Here is a 15,430-nt window from a genome sequence, read left to right as displayed (position 1 = left end):
CGACCGGGCGGCGCCCGATAACATGGCCTAATGGTCAACGTTCTTCAATTCACCGACGTATCCGTCGTCCGGGCTGGCACAACCATCCTCGACTCAGTGAAGTGGAGTGTCGATGACGATCAGCGCTGGGTGATTCTCGGACCCAATGGTGCGGGAAAGACCACCCTCCTGCAGATCGCCGCCGCAATCATCCACCCGTCCAGCGGCACAGCCGAAGTGCTCGAGGAGCCGCTCGGCGGCACGGACCTGTTTGAGTTGCGTCCCCGGATCGGATTCGCCTCCACGGCGATGGCGCGCCGTGTGCCGGCTGGCGAAAAGGTGCTCGATGTCGTCATGACGGCCGCATACTCGGTCACCGGCCGCTGGAACGAAGAGTACGAAGACATCGACGAACGCCGCGCGCAGCGCGTTCTCGTTGAGTGGAAGCTCGATCATCTGGCTCAGCGCAAGTTCGGCACTCTGAGCGACGGAGAGCAGAAGCGGGTGCAGATCGCGCGAGCGGTGATGACCGATCCGGAAATTCTGCTTCTCGACGAGCCTGCTGCGAGCCTCGATCTGGGCGCACGGGAGGCACTGCTCCAGCTGCTGAGCGGCTACGCCAAGGAGCCGCACTCCCCGGCCATCATCATGGTCACGCACCACGTGGAAGAGATTCCGCTCGGGTTCACCCACGTTCTGCTCATCAAGAACGGAACTGTCGTGGCTGCCGGCCCGATCGCAGAGGCTCTGACCGCCGAGGCGCTCAGCACCACATTCGACCTCACGATCGACCTTCAGGAGGCAGAGGGCCGCTACACGGCCCGGGCGATTTAGCATCTTGAGCGCTATTCAGCCGGCACGATCGCCCGCTCTTGCGTGGCATCTGCTAAAGTTTTCAAGGGCCATCTGGCCTGCCAGTTTTGTACACATCACCAACTAGATAGCACTGTGACCAGTTACAAGTCTGTTCACCTGACGTGCGATAAGGAAATCATGAAGTCTGACATCCACCCCGTTTACGAAGCAGTCGTGTTCCGCGACCTCGCATCCGGCGCCAAGTTCCTCACCCGCTCAACGGTCTCCAGCAAGAAGACCATCGAGTGGGAAGACGGCACGACCTACCCGGTCATCGACGTGGAAATCTCCTCCGAGTCGCACCCGTTCTACACGGGCAAGCAGCGCATCATGGACTCCGCCGGACGCGTGGAGAAGTTCAACTCCCGCTACAAGGGCTTCGGCAAATAACACCTGCCCCCAGCACGACAAAAAGCGACCAGCACAGTGCTGGTCGCTTTTGTGTTGGTCGCCTTTTGTGTCGTCGTTCGGTCTAGCGTTCCGGCCAGAGCACGTCGGCCACGAACTCGGGGTCCCTGCCGCGGCGCATGTAGTCCTGAAAGCTTTCGGCCTGCTGGCGGTACCAGGTCACCTGCGCGGCGTGCAGGTCCTCGAGCGTGGTGGGGAGAGCGCTTGAGTGCGCCCGGTGGATCGCCTGGGCTACCCGGCCGGCAGCTATGGCATCCGCTCCCGCGTCGTGAGCGTCGTCGAGGGTCACGCCGTAGAAGGCAGACGTGATCGCGAGAGTGCGCTTGCCCTTGCGGTACTTGTCGACGCCCTTGTCGATCACGAGCGGATCGATCACGGGCCGGGGAGAAATCAGCGGGGCGATTCCGTAGCGCCGGGCCTCGCGATTGAGCAGCGTTAGGTCGTAGGGGGCGTTGTACGCCACGACGGGAAGTCCCTCGGCGAGGTGGGCGCGCAGGGCCGTGACGATCTCAGCCACGCCCTCCGCCGCGCTCTGTCCGTTGAGGGCTGCGTGCTCTGTGGTGATGCCGTGCACGTGCGTGGCACCCTCCGGAATCTCGATTCCAGGGTCGAGGAGCCAATCGATTCTCTGCTCGACCTCACCCTCCGCATTGAGCACCGCGACGGTAGCCGACACGATGCGGCAGGTCTCCACCTCGATGCCGGTGGTTTCCAAATCAAAAACGGCGAGTCGATCGCTCCAATTGCTCATACCCCCACCCTACGGCCGACCCCCGACACCGCCCGTGCATGACGCCCGGCACGGCGGTGCTGCTAACCTCCCCGTGGGGGTAACTATGACATTACGCGCACGATCACAGGCAATTCTCGTCGGGGCGTTCACCGCTGGGCTGGTAGTTCTGGCGTCTGGGTGCGCTTCCGTGCCGGCGCACGATAGCGCCGGGTCTGCAGCCACGAGCACAACAACGGCGTTCCCGATGCCCGACCTTGGCCCGTCGCCGCCGCCGGAGCCGCTGACGCCTGAGCGCATCGAGGAAATGCGTGTCGCAGACCTCGAGGCGAGCTGGGCGCTTGTCGTCGGTACGTACCCGGATGCGGTGCGCCCCGAGGCGACCTTCGTCGGGTTCATCGACAAGGACACCACGGTTTCGGTGCTTCGAGAGTGCTTCGAAGCCAACGGGGTGCCCATCGACGAAGGCCGCAGCAGTCCGGATCTGAACGGTCCGGTGACCTCCATCGGGTCGAGCGTCGCCACCGAGGCGCAGGCCGTGGGCAACTTTATCTGCCACGCCCAGCATCCGGTGAAACCCATGTCTGCCATGTCCGCGGCGCAGCTAGGGTATGTCTACGACTACCTGACGAAGTTTCTCGTGCCGTGCTACGCGTCGTTCGGTATCGTGAACGAGCCGGCGCCGTCGAGGGAGTTTTTCGTTGAGAATTGGCCCAGACAAAATTGGTTCCCTAGCGCATTCGCCAACGAGATGAGCTTGGAAGTAGATCCCGCGATCGAAGAACACTGCCCGCCCGATGAGTGACCCGGCCGTGGTCGGACCCTGGGCGGTCACCATCACTAGTCGGCTGTTTGTGGGCGTCGCAGCGTTCGTCATAGTCGCCGCGGGAGCCGTCACCCTGATCCCCATATGGGACGAACCCATCCGCACCGGCAGCTCAGCCGTTGCGATCGTGTCGACCGTAGTTATCCTCACTGCCGTGCTGGTCTTCGTTCTGGCCTTCGTGCGGATTCACGTCACCGTCGACGAACGTGGGCTGCGCGTGGTGTCGTGGCTGGGCATCCGCATCAAAGCGATTCCTCTAAAGGCCATCGAGTCGGTATTCGCTGACGATCTGGTACCGATGCAGTGGGGAGGTTGGGGCTATCGCATCATGCCTGGACGATCGGCGCTTATTTTGGGCACGGGACCCGGACTCGTCGTGCAGTTGACCAGCGGTAACCAGTTCGCCATTTCCTTACCCGACCCCGAGACCCCCGCGGACCTCCTCGTCGCCCGCTTGAATCTCAGCGACGGACCCCGAGCCGGCTAGTCGCTTGCGTTGCTTTCTGCAGGGTGTAATAATATAGTTACACCTGTCAGGAGAAATGTTGTGAATGTTGAACAGCTGAGTGCGACTCTCGCTGCGATCGCGAGCCCGCAACGTATGACGATCCTGTCGGAGCTGACGAGCGGCCGAGTGCACGTCAGCGAACTGGCGCGTAGGGTCGGCATGTCCCGGGCGCTGCTCTACATGCATCTGGCCAAGCTTGAGGCGAGCGGGTTTGTCACCACATCCTTGGAGCTTTCCTCCGAGGGCACGGCCCTCAAGCACGTCTCGCTCGTGCCGTTCCACCTCACGCTGAACATCGAAACCATAACCCAGGCTGTCGGCGCTGCCGGTGCCGGACACGATTAAGGATCACTCATGGAACTATCGGTGTACTGGATTCCCATCGTCGCGATCATCGGCGGTATCACCTACTCCATCTTCGACCAGTACTTCAAACTTCGACGCCGGCAAGCGGATGCTTCGGGTGGCGTCGAGCTTCGGGACGCCCTGGCCGCGAGCGCCGCTCTCAACGCACAATTGCTCTCGCGTCTTGACGCCATGGACACGCGTCTGGCAAGCATCGAGCGCACGCTCATAGAAGTCGGCTGAACCTCGGAGTGGACGCCGACCTTCGCTCGTTCCCCAGGGAGAAGGCCGGCGAGTCTGTGTTCTAACGGCTCAGTACAGCTAACGGCTCAGTACAGCTAACGGCTCAGTACAGCTAACGGCTCAGTACAGCTAACGGCTCAGTACAGCTAACCGCTCAGTACAGCTAACGGCTCAGTACAGCTAACCGCTCAGTACAGCTAACCGCTCAGTACAGCTAACCGCTCAGTACAGCTAACGGCTCAGTACAGCTAACGGCTCAGTACAGCTAACGGCTCAGTACAGCTAACGGCTCAGTACAGCTAACGGCTCAGTACAGCTAACGGCTCAGTACAGCTAACGGCTCAGTACAGCTAACGGCTCAGTACAGCTAACGGCTCAGTACAGCTAACGGCTCAGTACAGCTAACGGCTCAGTACAGCTAACGGCTCAGTACAGCTAACGGCTCAGTACAGCTAACGGCTCAGTACAGCTAACGGCTCAGTACAGCTAACGGCTCAGTACAGCTAACCGCTCAGTACAGCTAACCGCTCAGTACAGCTAACCGCTCAGTACAGCTAACGGCTCAGTACAGCTAACGGCTCAGTACAGCTAACCGCTCAGTACAGCTAACCGCTCAGTACAGCTAACCGCTCAGTACAGCTAACCGCTCAGTACAGCTAACCGCTCAGTACAGCTAACCGCTCAGTACAGCTAACGGCTCAGTACAGCTAACCGCTCAGTACAGCTAACCGCAGTGCAGCCAGTAGAAGCTTTGCGCGCCGAGTGTTAGGGTGAGGCCGCCGTCCTCATCGAAGGTCGGAAAGACGGCTCCGCCGAACAGGTCGTACAGGCGCGTGCCCTTCATTTCAGGCTCGGTGATCTGGAATGCCACGGGGTTGTGCGAGAAACTGAAGACGCAGAGTACTGTCTCTGGCTGGTCGCCGAACATTTTGCCCGACCCGGTATAGGTTCGCGTGAAGGCGAGGACCGATTCGTGGTTCGTCGTGAGTACGTTGATGGCGCCGAGGCCGAAAGTCGGGTGGCTCTTGCGCACGTGAATCACGTTGCGAATCCAGTGCAGGAGGGAACCGGATTGCGCGAGGTGCGTCTCGACATTGGTCTGTGTGTAGTTGTAGACGAGTGACTGCACGACCGGCAGGTAGAGCTTGCCAGGGTCGGCATCGGAGAAGCCGGCGTTGCGGTCGGGCGTCCACTGCATGGGCGTGCGGGAGCTGTCGCGGTCGGGCAGCCAGATGTTGTCGCCCATACCGATCTCGTCGCCGTAATAGAGAAACGGGCTGCCGGGCAGGGCGAACAGCAGGGCGTGGGCCAGTTCGAGTTCGGAGCGGGAGTTATCGAGCAGGGGAGCGAGACGACGACGGATGCCGATGTTCGCGCGCATCCTAGGGTCGTACGCGTACCAGCCGTACATGGCCTGGCGGTATTCCTCGCTCACCATTTCGAGGGTGAGCTCGTCGTGGTTTCGCAGGAAGACGCCCCAGCCGGAGCCTTCAGGAATGTCCGTGGTCTCCGAGAGCACGCGCACGAGTTCGTTGGCCTGCTGCGACCGCAGGGAGTAAAAGATCCGAGGCATCACGGGAAAATCGAAGGCCATATGGCATTCCGGTTCTTCCTCGGTGCCGAAGAACGCGGCGACCTCACGCGGCCACTGGTTGGCTTCTGCGATCATGACGCGGCCGGGGTAGTCCCTGTCGACCATGGCGCGCAGGCGCCGAATGAATTCGTGCGTGGGCGGTTCGCCCTCGCCGTTTCCTTCGTCGGACTCATAGAGATACGGAATGGCGTCCAGCCGAAAACCGTCGACCCCGAGGTCGAGCCAGAATCTGACGACCTCAAAGATGGCCTCGTGCACGGCTGGATTCTCGAAATTGAGGTCGGGCTGGTGCGAGAAGAACCTGTGGAAGAAGAATTGGCGCCGCACCGGGTCGAAAGCCCAGTTCGACTCCTCAGTGTCGGTGAAGATGATGCGAATGTTGGCGTACCTGTCGTCGGTGTCGCTCCACACGTAGAAGTCGCCGAAGGGGCCCTCGGGATCCTCCCTCGACTGCTGGAACCAATCGTGCTGGTCAGAGGTGTGATTCAGGGGAAGATCGATCACGACACGCATGTTGCGCTCGTGAGCCTTCGTCACGAGGTCCTTGAATTCCTCGAGCGTGCCGAACTCGGGCAGGATCGTTCGGTAGTCGGCCACGTCGTAGCCGCCGTCACGTAAGGGCGACGTGAAGAATGGCGGGATCCAGATCGCGTCGATTCCGAGCCACTGCAGGTAGTCCAGCTTGGAAACCAGCCCAGCCAGGTCTCCTGAGCCGTCCCCGTTGCTGTCAACGAATGACCGCACCATCACCTCGTAGAAAACTGAGCGGCGGTACCAGAGCGGATTCAGAGTCAGCCCCGGCAGCTGGATCGGTGCGGTAAAGCTCACGGAGTTCCTCCCGGCCCACGGCGGGCGCCGTGAAAGCGGTTAATAGTCCGAGTCTAGAACCAGGTACTCGGTGTCTGTCCAGACGAACCGCAAGTGGCCGGATAAACTTTCACGGATGATCGTTCCTTCGCCCTACGCCGACCTGCTCGACCGGATCCCCGTGACGGCTCGTACGCTCAGCGTGTGCGGGAGCACGACGGCTCTGTGGGATTACGGCGATCTAGATTCGGCCACGACCATCGTGATGGTGCATGGCTTTCGCGGGGACCACCACGGCCTCGAACCGGTCGTGGCGCACCTGTCCGGGGCTCGAATCGTGTCGCCGGATTTGCCCGGGTTTGGGGCGTCCCAGCCGCTCGTCGGCATCCGTCACGACCTCGACGGATATGCTCTGTGGCTGCGTGAATTCGTTCGCGTTCTCGCGCCCACGGGCCGGTTGGTCATTCTGGGGCACTCCTTTGGGTCCATCGTGGCGTCGGCCGCTCTGGCCGGCGGGCTGCGCGCCGACGACGTTGTACTCGTCAACCCCATCGCAGCGCCGGCGCTGTCGGGGCCGCGCGGGGTCCTGACACGGCTCGCGGTGTTCTACTACTGGGCGGCGGCGACGCTGCCGGAACGGCTGGGGTTCGCCCTGCTGCGCAACAGGGTCATCGTGCGCATCATGAGTGTGACGATGACCAAGACCCACGAGCCACAACTCCGGCGCTGGATCCACAACCAGCACGACCGGTACTTCTCGGCGTTCGCCGACCGTACCGTGGTTCTGGACGCCTTCACGGCATCCGTCGGGCATGACGTCAGCGAATTCGCCGCGAACATTCCTGAGCGCACCCTGCTCATCGCAGCGGACAAAGACGACATCACCCCTCTGCCGGCCCAGCACCGCTTGCAGACGCTCTTTCCGCGGGCAACGCTCGCGGTCGTCCACGACGTGGGGCACCTGATCCACTACGAAATGCCCGCACCGGCTGCGGCGGAGCTGCGTCGCTTTCTCTCGCTCCCGGAGTCCGCATGAAGATCGTGTTCGACTGCCGGTACACCCGCACCGACCGGCACGACGGTATCAGCCGCTACACGGCCGGGCTCGTGACCGAGCTGGCCAAGCTGCATCCGCTCACCATGTTGATCAGCGACCACCGCCAACTCGACCTGCTGCCCACCCTGCCGTGGCAGCTCGTGAGCGCGCCAACGAGCATCCGTGAACCATTTGTCGCCATGCAGGTGAACAGACTCAACCCCGACGTCGTCTTCAGCCCCATGCAGACCATGGGCTCGTGGGGCCGCAACTATCGCTTGTTGCTCACAGTGCACGACCTGATCTACTACCGCAATCGCACGCCCCCGCGCGAGTTTCCTGGGGCGATCCGACTGCTGTGGCGCCTCTATCACCTGTCGTGGTGGCCGCAACGGATGCTGCTGAACCGCGCCGATGCCGTGGTGACGGTTTCCGAGACCACGGGGGCGCTCATGGCCGCGCATCACCTCACGACGCGACCCGTCATCGTTGTTCCCAATGCGCCGGATGCTGCGGGCGATCCGCCCGTGCGCCGTCGGACTCCCGAAACCGGGCGCCTGGTGTACATGGGGTCCTTTATGCCGTACAAGAATGTCGACACTCTCGTGCGGGCGGTGGCCGAGCTTCCTGAACACGAACTGCACCTGATGAGTCGAGTGTCGGAGTCTGAACAGGCCCGGCTGCGCACCCTCGCGCCCCAGGCGCGGCTGATCTTTCATAATGGCGTGACCGACGAGGAGTACGGTGCCGTGCTGCGATCGGCGACTGCCCTGGTGACGGCCTCGCTCGACGAGGGATTCGGCATTCCGCTCGTGGAGGCGATGAGCGTGGGTATCCCGATCGTCGTCAGCGATATTCCGATCTTTCGCGAGATCGGCGGCGACGCGGCCGTGTACGTCGAGCCGACGGCCCCCGGCGCATTCGTCGAGGCGGTGCGACGGCTGGCAGAGCCGGGGGAGTGGGCCGCTCGTTCCGCTCGTTCCGTTGCGGCGGCTGGCCGCTTCACCTGGCACTTGTCAGCGGAGAGGCTTCTCGCCGCCCTGACCGAACAGGCCAGTGCTACCGGAGAACGTCAAAAGACTCGTTGACCGCACGCAGGGTCGCCTCGAAGTAGGTCAGTTCGAGGCGCCCGTTGCGAAAGGCGAAGTCGTGCACCGAACCATTGGCGATGATTTCGTTGTGCCTCGGGCGCTCACCTGACGTGAAATGCCTCAGCAGCGTTCCGATGATTCCGCCGTGGCTGATCACCAGGATGGACTGTCCCTCGGAGCCCTCCGCGAGCCGGGCCAACGCCGGAAGCACTCGATCGAGCACCTGTTGGCGCGTCTCAAGCCCGGGAACAGACACTCCGTCGGGAAAGCGTTTCTGTCGCTCGGCGAAGGTGAGTCCTTCCATGTCTCCGTGGTGGCGTTCGGTGAAGCCGTCGTCAACCCGTGGCCGCGGCAGGCCGAGCTCACCAGCGATGATGCGAGCCGTCTCCTCGGCACGCACGAGCGGGCTGCTGACGACGAGATCCCACTCGCGCTCGCGCAACCTCACCCCGGTCTCGGCGGCCTGGGCGCGCCCGATCGAGTTCAGGGGGATGTCAGTGCTGCCCTGAATGCGCTGCTGCCGGTTCCACTCGGTCTGCCCGTGTCGCACGATCGACAGGGTGGTCGCCGGATGCCGCGCGGACGGTGACATCATGGGCACAGCCTGTCGGCGAGCCCGGCCAGGGTCTCCGAGGTTCCCGCGTCGAGCTTGAGCACCGCGCGGCCGTCGCCCTTGGTCGCTCCGCGGTTGATCACGATGATGGGAAGTTTGCGGCGGCGCGCCTGCTCGAGCAAGCGGATGCCGGAGTTCACCGCGAGCGACGAGCCGGCGATGATGAGGGCGTCGGCGCCCTGCACGAGCGACTGGGCGGCCGCGAACCGTTCGGCGGGCACGAATTCACCGAAGAACACCACATTCGGTTTCAGCATCCCGCCGCAGACTGTGCACGCCGGAATGCTGAAGCCGTCGATGTCGTCGACGTCGGCATCCCCGTCCGGGGCAAGGCGCACGGCCTCGGGCGTGTTGAGAAGCGGGTTGGCTTCCTCGAGCCGGGCCGCCACGCTGTCGCGTCCGAAGGCCTGCCCGCAGACAAGGCAGATGACCCGGTCCATCGAGCCGTGCAACTCGACGACATGGCGGGAGCCGGCCCTGGTATGGAGCCCGTCGACGTTTTGGGTGATGATGCCGGAGACGATGCCCGACTGTTCCAGAAGCACGAGCGAGTCATGGCCGAGATTAGGCTGAGCGGCGCGAAAATGGCGCCAGCCCAGGTGGCTGCCTGCCCAGTAGCGCTTGCGGGCGCGTTCGTTGCTCGCGAAGGTCTGAAATGTCATGGGGTTGCGTACCGGTGCGCCTTCGCCCCGGTAATCGGGGATTCCGGAATCGGTGCTGAGACCGGCTCCCGTGAGCACCACGGTCTGCTTATTTCGCAGTATCGCGGCCACGGCGTCGAGTTGGTCGTTGGCCACGACGGCATCCGCGAGATCGCCGACGGACAGCAGAACGTCGTCGCTCACGTCGCGGGTCTCGCCGGCCAGGGTCGTGGCGGGCGGGAGCAGATCGGCCGACATGATTGCTCCATCCTTGCGGGCACTGTGCAGGGCCCTCATGTCGATTCTAAACTCGTCTGTTTTCGGTATTTGAATCCTGACCTGTCAGGCTGGACTCAACCACCCCTCGAAAGGCGTTCCACTCGTGCAGATCATCCCCATCACCGACCTCGATCTGCCCGACCTCAGTGACTATTCACGTCTGACGGATGTCGCCCTTCGGCGGGTCTCCGAGCCAGCGGGCGGTCTCTACATCGCCGAGTCACCCAAGGTGATCGGGCGGGCGATCGCGGCCGGCCATCGTCCAAGATCCTTGCTGGTGCAGGAACAGTGGCTTCCCGACGCGGAGCGGCTGTTGGAGGCCTGGCCGGACGTGCCGGTTTACGTGGGGGCCGCCAAAGTTCTGGAAAAACTCACCGGGTACAACCTGCACCGGGGCGCCCTTGCAGCGATGCACCGCCCGGCGCTGGCGTCGGTCGCCGACATCATCACAAATGCGCGCCGCATCGTGATCCTCGAGGACATCGTCGACCACACGAACGTCGGGGCAATCTTTCGCTCGGTGGCCGGGCTCGGCGCCGACGCCGTGCTCATCACCCCCAGGTGCGCCGACCCTCTTTATCGCCGCAGCGTGCGGGTGAGCATGGGGACAGTCCTGCAGGTGCCGTGGACGCGCCTGCCCGAGTGGCACGAGGCCGCGCCGCTCCTGCACGCCGCGGGCTTCCATCTTGCTGCCCTCGCCCTCAGCGACGAGGCGGTGTCACTCGATCGTTTCGCCGTCGACCCGCCGGAGCGCGTCGCACTCGTGCTCGGCGCCGAGGGGGACGGACTCAGCACCCACGCCCTCGCGGCGGCGGACACCGTGGTGACCATCCCCATGCTGCACGGGGTCGATTCCCTCAATGTCGCCTCGGCGAGTGCTGTAGCCCTGTACGCTCTGCGCCCGTAACGCTCGTCGGCGCCCCGTGGGCCGCCCGCGTCTATAGGATTGACGAATGCCGACCCGCCGTGTGATCTACCGCCGGAGGCGCCTCGCCGTCTTTGGAATCGTGCTCGTAGCCCTGATGGGGTTCGGCTACCTCGCCGCCACCGGACTGGCTCCAGTGCCGGCTTCCGCGGCCGAAGTCACCGAACCAGCGGCGCTCACCCAGCCGGCGGCAGCCCCCCAGTGGCCGGGCTTCGGTGCCGGTGCGATCGGGGCAGTGGGCTTCCCGGGCGTCCTCGCGAGCAACGGCGATCAGGCGTCCGTTCCCATCGCGAGCATCGCCAAGATGGTGACGGCCCTCGTGGTTCTTGACGCCAAGCCGCTCGGCGCCGACGAGGACGGTCCCGATATCACCTTCACCGACGCCGACATCGCGTTGTACTACGAATCCCTCGCCGAGAACGGATCGGTCGCGCCCGTCGTCTCAGGCATGGTGCTGACCCAGCGGGAGGCCTTTGAAGCCATGCTGCTGCCGTCGGCCAATAACTACGCCGCCTCGCTCGCGGTCTGGGCCTACGGCTCCGAAAGCGAGTACCTTGACGCCGCGAATGCGTGGCTGACGGCCCAGGGCCTCACCGACACTGTGGTGGCAGACACGAGCGGAATCTCGTCGCAGAGCGTGAGCAGCCCCGCGAACCTCGTTGAGCTGGCCAAACTCGTGGTGGGAAACCCCGCCCTTGCCGAGATCGTGTCTCTTCCCACGGCCGTGCTGCCCACGATCGGCCGGATCACGAACACCAACAAGCTTCTCGGCACCGGCGGTGTCGACGGCATCAAGACCGGCACGACGGATGTTGCCGGTGCGTGCCTGCTCTTCTCCACCGATCTGAAGGTGGGTGATGAAACCGTCACCGTGGTGGGCGTTCTCCTCGGCGGTGACACGCACTCCGAACTGAACGAGTCCATCGCGGCCCTGATCGAGAGCGTCACGCCGGGTTTCCAGAACGTCACCCTTGCCGAGAAGGGCGCCGTCTACGGCAGCTACACGACCCCCTGGGGTCAGACGACTAACGCCGTGGCACTGGAGCAGGCTTCCGCTCTCGTCTGGTCGGACACTCCGATTGCCGGCACGATCACGGCCAAGAGTATCCAGATTGGCGCAGCGGGAGACTCAGTGGGCGACGTGGACTTCTCCGTGGGCGACAAGGACGTCACCGTGCCGCTCGTGCTCGATGGGCCCGTGACCGACCCCGGTGCCGGCTGGCGCTTCACGCACCCCGGCGAGCTCGCCGCCGGCTAATACTTCCCGCCGTGCAGGCGAATGAGGCAGGCTTGGAGGGCGCCGTCAGGCGCACTCGACGAAAGGCACATCGTGTCGATGAGAGCATGGTCGCAGGGAACTCACGTTGGCGATGTGATCGGTGCGTCCTTCGGCGTGGTCTTCATCGTCATCAATGTCAGCCCGTTGGCCCTAGTTTGGCGCCTGGGGCAATCGTGGCGGCAGCCGCGATGGCGCTGGTCATCGCAGCCGGGTTCTATCTCACCCAGCGTGCCCTCCGGAGCGGTTCCCTGACTCCCGACCCGACGAGATTTAACACGCTCTTTCTGATTGTTGTGGCGCTTGAGGCGCTCGCCCTCTTCGGAGGACTCGCGATCATCCGCCTGCTGGAACCCGCCGCAGTGCTCGGCTGGATCGCCCTCGTTGTCGGGGTTCACTTTGTCGCCCTCGCGCAGTGGTGGATGCGTGACAACGCGGCCGTCCTGCTGATCGGCGTCGCCATGACAGCGTTGGGCCTCGCGGGACTGGGGGTCGGCTTTGCCACTCATCAAGCGGATGCCGTGGCTCTCATCTCCGGCGTGGGCTCGGGCCTCGTGCTCCTCGGGGTTACATTCGTCAGCGCCGTGCGCACCCTCGTCGACCTGCGGCCCCGCGAGGCCTAGCAGCCCAGGTACGAATGATCGGCTGTTCTGGCGCGTCGCGCTCCACGCTGGTCGAGTCCCTCCCGCTGGTCGAGTCCGTCCCGCTGGTCGAGGCGCGACGAAGGAGCGATCGAGACCTCGTGAGGTGACTTGCGAGACCAGTTCACGAGGTCTCGGCGGGCGCGGGCCAAAAGCGGGCCCGCTGCTCGACCAACGGAAAGGGAGAGCTAGCGCAGGTGTCTCTTTGCTACCAGACCCTGCCTCGCCGCTGGTCGGGCCCTCACCGCTTGTAGTGGGGTCCGTCGTGTCCTTTCGGTGTCGGGACCGGTGGTCGGCCGCCTCGTCGCGGAGTTCTCCTCGGATCGACACTGGCCGGTGGGATGAAGTACACCACGTTGTCTCTGACCACCACGTCCCAGCCTTCGCGGTGGATCCGATGATGGCACGCACTACAGAGCATCACGCAGTTGGCTTGGTTCGTGGGTCCGTCATGCGCTTTGTACCAACGAATGTGATGACCCTCCGCATAGCTCGGAGGCCTGTTACAGCCCGCCGTGGCGCACCCGCCGTCCCTCTCGATGGCCGCGAGCTTCTGCGCCGTCGTAAAGAGCCGTTTTCGGAGGCCGAAGTCGAGCACCTCGCTCTTGCCACCGAGGACCATCGGGATCAAACACGCCTCCGCCGCCATCCTTCGGGCCGTTCCGGCGGAGATTGGCTGCTCGATCCCGTCGAGTTGGGCTTCACCGAGCCCTGATTGCAGGGATTCGAGACTCATCCTCACGATGATCGTCGTGTGATCGAGAGCCCCGAGTCCCGCTTTGCAGGAGAGGGCGTGACGCACGATGTCGATGAAGGCATCGAAGTTCAGTTGCGGCATCGTGCGGCCGTCGCCGATGATGTCGTGGTTGTCACCACACCCGTCAGGATCTTCCTTGGCTTCAAACCGGGGTTTGCGCAGTTCCGCGCTGGTCATCCCGTCGATCGCGGTGTCCAGGTACGCCGCTGACACCGGGTCGGCGTCGAGCACGTAGCGTTTCATGCCGTTGGGCAGCACCATCCGCTTCAACCCCCGCCGCGACACGAGTACCTCTTCACGGGGTTCCACCCCGTCCACGTCGAGGGCGTCCCGGTAGCGAATCGACAGCTTCCGCACCGAGTCGACCGGGTTGGTTACCGCGAACTCCACCAGCTCTTTCTCCGCCGCGTCGAGGTCTTCGGTCGTGGCCCGAGGGGCGGCCTGCTCGAGGTTCGCCGTGATGTACAGCGCCGAATCCACGGTGAGCTCCCCGGCATTGACTGCCCGGGCGACCTCCGCGTACTCCGGTGGCAGGTGCTCACCGATCAGGCTCATCCGGGGCTTCGTCGCCTTCCCCACCCTCACCAACCGCCCGGCCTCAGCCATCGAGATGTGACCGATATCGGTGAGGGCGGCGGCGGCGTTTCGGTTCCCGGTTCTGGCGGCGATGCCCGAGTCGTGGTCGAAGCGGTCGTCCAGCTCACCCGCTGCTCGAACCAAAAGGGCCTGCGCCTGTCTCACCACCTCGAAATTCGAGTTCAACACGGCCAACAAACCCCCGTCGGTCATCCGCTGCAGGTCCAACCCTGCGTTGGGTTCCTCCTCCGAACAGACTCCACCGCCCAAGGAGTGAGAGTACGTATCGGCGAGTGCCGCCGTACTCTCCACGAGAAGGTCCGTTGAAGTGGTCATGGCTTAACTTTCCCAGCGACCACCGACATTCACGGGCCCTAAACAGCCCTGATCGGGGCATTCTGTGAAAAACTCCCAAAGATTCTCACCTGTGGAGGAGAACCTTTTCCGCTGGTCGAGGCGCGACGAAGGAGCGATCGAGACCCCGCGACCCGACCCTCGGACCGCACTAGGGTCTGAGGAGCGTCTCGCGTGGCCTCGATCGCTCGTACCTCGCGCCTCGACCGGCGGAGGGTCGAGGCGCGAGGGTGGGCCGGCGGGAGGGCCCGGTGTTGGTCGTCGCGAGCCGGGATGGGGTTGATTACTTATGCGAAGCGTGCTTCATCGAATTCCTGGGTGCCGTTTTCAATCGTCCACGTGGCAGCGAAGGGCATGAGCGCCTCAATGGTCGCCGCGCGCAGGCCCGCCGCCGTGGGGAGCAGCACCCGGATTCCGGGATGGTAGTCGAAGAGTACTTGCCTGTCGCGCCCGCACGGCCCGACCACACCGCGGCCGTGATTGCCCACCGCGACAATGGTTGTGATGTTCCGTGCACCGTTCGACCGTGCGGTGCCCAGCGCAACCAGCTCGGCGCAGGGACCGCCCGTGAAGTGGTAGAGATTGACGCCGGCGAACATGCGGCCGTCGGCGTCGCGCACCGCGGCGCCCATGGTGTGCGCACCATCTTCGTCGGGACCTGCGTCCGTGTTCGCATCAATAACCTGTCGCGCGTACTCAATGAGTTCACGGTCGTTGGCGGTCAGCATTTTGAGTTCGACGGATGGCACCATGACAGGTAATCCTACTGAGCTCGTGCACAGGTGCACGCGATCGCAGCGCGGGGATGCCGCGGCGGTCGGAGCTTCTTCTGGCTCTGGCGGCGGTGAGCGTGACCGCTCAATTTGACGCCCACTCGGGGAGATAAGTAAGGTAAGCCTGTCCTAACTTATTAGCGGGATGGTGCGTTTCGTCGCCCATCCACACG

Annotated in this window: 17 protein-coding genes; 11 read left to right on the top strand and 6 right to left on the bottom strand. The window is 63.8% G+C overall.

Annotation, left to right across the window (positions count from 1 at the left end):
* The first annotated feature begins 30 nt into the window (after window positions 1-30).
* Together BJ997_RS08935 and BJ997_RS08930 are read left to right on the top strand one after the other, a co-directional pair.
* Window positions 31-813: an ABC transporter ATP-binding protein gene (locus tag BJ997_RS08935; protein ID WP_035835923.1), complete on the top strand. Its 783-nt coding sequence runs from the start codon at window positions 31-33 to the stop codon at window positions 811-813.
* A 159-nt stretch (window positions 814-972) separates the two neighbouring features.
* Window positions 973-1,224: a type B 50S ribosomal protein L31 gene (locus BJ997_RS08930; protein WP_035835922.1), complete on the top strand. Its 252-nt coding sequence runs from the start codon at window positions 973-975 to the stop codon at window positions 1,222-1,224.
* An 82-nt stretch (window positions 1,225-1,306) separates the two neighbouring features.
* On the opposite strand, the gene BJ997_RS08925 is transcribed toward BJ997_RS08930, so the two are convergent.
* Window positions 1,307-1,993, bottom strand: coding sequence for an exonuclease domain-containing protein (locus BJ997_RS08925; protein ID WP_035835921.1), 687 nt, complete (start codon window positions 1,991-1,993; stop codon window positions 1,307-1,309).
* A gap of 169 nt (window positions 1,994-2,162) precedes the next feature.
* Here BJ997_RS08925 and BJ997_RS08920 point away from each other — a divergent pair, with 169 nt between their 5' ends.
* Genes BJ997_RS08920 through BJ997_RS08905 form a run of 4 tightly spaced genes read left to right on the top strand, consistent with a single transcriptional unit; the run spans window position 2,163 to window position 3,894 of the window.
* Window positions 2,163-2,777 carry a hypothetical protein gene (locus BJ997_RS08920; RefSeq protein ID WP_152602115.1) on the top strand — a complete coding sequence of 205 codons (615 nt, stop codon included), beginning with the start codon at window positions 2,163-2,165 and terminating at the stop codon, window positions 2,775-2,777.
* Window positions 2,770-3,285 carry a hypothetical protein gene (locus tag BJ997_RS08915; RefSeq protein ID WP_052542072.1) on the top strand — a complete coding sequence of 172 codons (516 nt, stop codon included), beginning with the start codon at window positions 2,770-2,772 and terminating at the stop codon, window positions 3,283-3,285. The genes BJ997_RS08920 and BJ997_RS08915 overlap by 8 nt, the downstream gene beginning before the upstream one ends.
* Window positions 3,286-3,345: 60 nt before the next feature.
* Window positions 3,346-3,651, top strand: coding sequence for an ArsR/SmtB family transcription factor (locus BJ997_RS08910; protein WP_035835919.1), 306 nt, complete (start codon window positions 3,346-3,348; stop codon window positions 3,649-3,651).
* A gap of 9 nt (window positions 3,652-3,660) precedes the next feature.
* The gene (locus tag BJ997_RS08905) at window positions 3,661-3,894 is read left to right on the top strand and encodes a hypothetical protein (RefSeq protein ID WP_035835918.1); all 234 of its coding nucleotides are present in this window, start codon (window positions 3,661-3,663) and stop codon (window positions 3,892-3,894) included.
* A gap of 724 nt (window positions 3,895-4,618) precedes the next feature.
* On the opposite strand, the gene treS is transcribed toward BJ997_RS08905, so the two are convergent.
* On the bottom strand, window positions 4,619-6,316 hold the full coding sequence (treS, locus tag BJ997_RS08900; RefSeq protein WP_035840472.1) for a maltose alpha-D-glucosyltransferase: 1,698 nt from the start codon (window positions 6,314-6,316) through the stop codon (window positions 4,619-4,621).
* A 115-nt stretch (window positions 6,317-6,431) separates the two neighbouring features.
* On the opposite strand from treS, the gene BJ997_RS08895 reads away from it, so the two are divergent.
* Together BJ997_RS08895 and BJ997_RS08890 are read left to right on the top strand one after the other, a co-directional pair.
* Window positions 6,432-7,331, top strand: a complete 900-nt coding sequence (locus BJ997_RS08895; protein WP_035840473.1) for an alpha/beta fold hydrolase — start codon at window positions 6,432-6,434, stop codon at window positions 7,329-7,331.
* Entirely contained in the window at window positions 7,328-8,419 is a 1,092-nt protein-coding gene (locus BJ997_RS08890) for a glycosyltransferase family 4 protein (protein ID WP_035840474.1), read from the top strand. Before BJ997_RS08895 ends, BJ997_RS08890 begins: the two co-directional genes overlap by 4 nt.
* Here the strand turns inward: BJ997_RS08890 and BJ997_RS08885 are convergent.
* Together BJ997_RS08885 and BJ997_RS08880 are read right to left on the bottom strand one after the other, a co-directional pair.
* A complete protein-coding gene (locus BJ997_RS08885) occupies window positions 8,391-9,017 on the bottom strand; it encodes a histidine phosphatase family protein (RefSeq protein ID WP_236629168.1) in 627 nt (208 codons plus the stop codon). The genes BJ997_RS08890 and BJ997_RS08885 overlap by 29 nt on opposite strands.
* On the bottom strand, window positions 9,014-9,934 hold the full coding sequence (locus BJ997_RS08880) for a Sir2 family NAD-dependent protein deacetylase (RefSeq protein WP_084141801.1): 921 nt from the start codon (window positions 9,932-9,934) through the stop codon (window positions 9,014-9,016). Before BJ997_RS08880 ends, BJ997_RS08885 begins: the two co-directional genes overlap by 4 nt.
* A 124-nt stretch (window positions 9,935-10,058) precedes the next feature.
* Here BJ997_RS08880 and BJ997_RS08875 point away from each other — a divergent pair, with 124 nt between their 5' ends.
* From BJ997_RS08875 to BJ997_RS08865, 3 genes are all read left to right on the top strand, one after another.
* On the top strand, window positions 10,059-10,862 hold the full coding sequence (locus BJ997_RS08875) for a TrmH family RNA methyltransferase (RefSeq protein ID WP_183323393.1): 804 nt from the start codon (window positions 10,059-10,061) through the stop codon (window positions 10,860-10,862).
* 46 nt (window positions 10,863-10,908) lie between these two features.
* The gene (locus BJ997_RS08870; RefSeq protein ID WP_221243945.1) at window positions 10,909-12,138 is read left to right on the top strand and encodes a D-alanyl-D-alanine carboxypeptidase family protein; all 1,230 of its coding nucleotides are present in this window, start codon (window positions 10,909-10,911) and stop codon (window positions 12,136-12,138) included.
* 194 nt (window positions 12,139-12,332) lie between these two features.
* Window positions 12,333-12,779: a hypothetical protein gene (locus BJ997_RS08865; RefSeq protein ID WP_152602370.1), complete on the top strand. Its 447-nt coding sequence runs from the start codon at window positions 12,333-12,335 to the stop codon at window positions 12,777-12,779.
* 259 nt (window positions 12,780-13,038) lie between these two features.
* Here the strand turns inward: BJ997_RS08865 and BJ997_RS08860 are convergent, their stop codons facing one another.
* Both BJ997_RS08860 and BJ997_RS08855 read right to left on the bottom strand, forming a co-directional pair.
* Window positions 13,039-14,466 (bottom strand): HNH endonuclease signature motif containing protein, encoded by a 1,428-nt coding sequence (locus BJ997_RS08860; RefSeq protein WP_183323391.1) that lies wholly within the window; start codon window positions 14,464-14,466, stop codon window positions 13,039-13,041.
* A gap of 305 nt (window positions 14,467-14,771) precedes the next feature.
* Window positions 14,772-15,236 carry a cytidine/deoxycytidylate deaminase family protein gene (locus BJ997_RS08855; RefSeq protein WP_084141754.1) on the bottom strand — a complete coding sequence of 155 codons (465 nt, stop codon included), beginning with the start codon at window positions 15,234-15,236 and terminating at the stop codon, window positions 14,772-14,774.
* Window positions 15,237-15,430: the final 194 nt, after the last annotated feature.

The organism is Cryobacterium roopkundense (assembly GCF_014200405.1).
GTDB classification, from domain to species: Bacteria; Actinomycetota; Actinomycetes; order Actinomycetales; family Microbacteriaceae; genus Cryobacterium; species Cryobacterium roopkundense.
Note: the sequence above shows the minus strand (reverse complement) of the source record. Positions and strands in the feature narration are given on the sequence as shown.

What these genes read in the sequence shown, in the direction of transcription:
- BJ997_RS08935 (WP_035835923.1), top strand. Translation starts at nt 31, where the DNA reads ATGGTCAACGTTCTTCAATTCACCGACGTATCCGTCGTCCGGGCTGGC.
- BJ997_RS08885 (WP_236629168.1), bottom strand. Translation starts at nt 9,017, where the DNA reads ATGATGTCACCGTCCGCGCGGCATCCGGCGACCACCCTGTCGATCGTG.
- BJ997_RS08895 (WP_035840473.1), top strand. Translation starts at nt 6,432, where the DNA reads ATGATCGTTCCTTCGCCCTACGCCGACCTGCTCGACCGGATCCCCGTG.
- BJ997_RS08930 (WP_035835922.1), top strand. Translation starts at nt 973, where the DNA reads ATGAAGTCTGACATCCACCCCGTTTACGAAGCAGTCGTGTTCCGCGAC.
- BJ997_RS08905 (WP_035835918.1), top strand. Translation starts at nt 3,661, where the DNA reads ATGGAACTATCGGTGTACTGGATTCCCATCGTCGCGATCATCGGCGGT.
- BJ997_RS08880 (WP_084141801.1), bottom strand. Translation starts at nt 9,934, where the DNA reads ATGTCGGCCGATCTGCTCCCGCCCGCCACGACCCTGGCCGGCGAGACC.
- BJ997_RS08890 (WP_035840474.1), top strand. Translation starts at nt 7,328, where the DNA reads ATGAAGATCGTGTTCGACTGCCGGTACACCCGCACCGACCGGCACGAC.
- BJ997_RS08915 (WP_052542072.1), top strand. Translation starts at nt 2,770, where the DNA reads ATGAGTGACCCGGCCGTGGTCGGACCCTGGGCGGTCACCATCACTAGT.
- BJ997_RS08860 (WP_183323391.1), bottom strand. Translation starts at nt 14,466, where the DNA reads ATGACCACTTCAACGGACCTTCTCGTGGAGAGTACGGCGGCACTCGCC.
- BJ997_RS08925 (WP_035835921.1), bottom strand. Translation starts at nt 1,993, where the DNA reads ATGAGCAATTGGAGCGATCGACTCGCCGTTTTTGATTTGGAAACCACC.
- BJ997_RS08870 (WP_221243945.1), top strand. Translation starts at nt 10,909, where the DNA reads ATGCCGACCCGCCGTGTGATCTACCGCCGGAGGCGCCTCGCCGTCTTT.
- BJ997_RS08855 (WP_084141754.1), bottom strand. Translation starts at nt 15,236, where the DNA reads ATGGTGCCATCCGTCGAACTCAAAATGCTGACCGCCAACGACCGTGAA.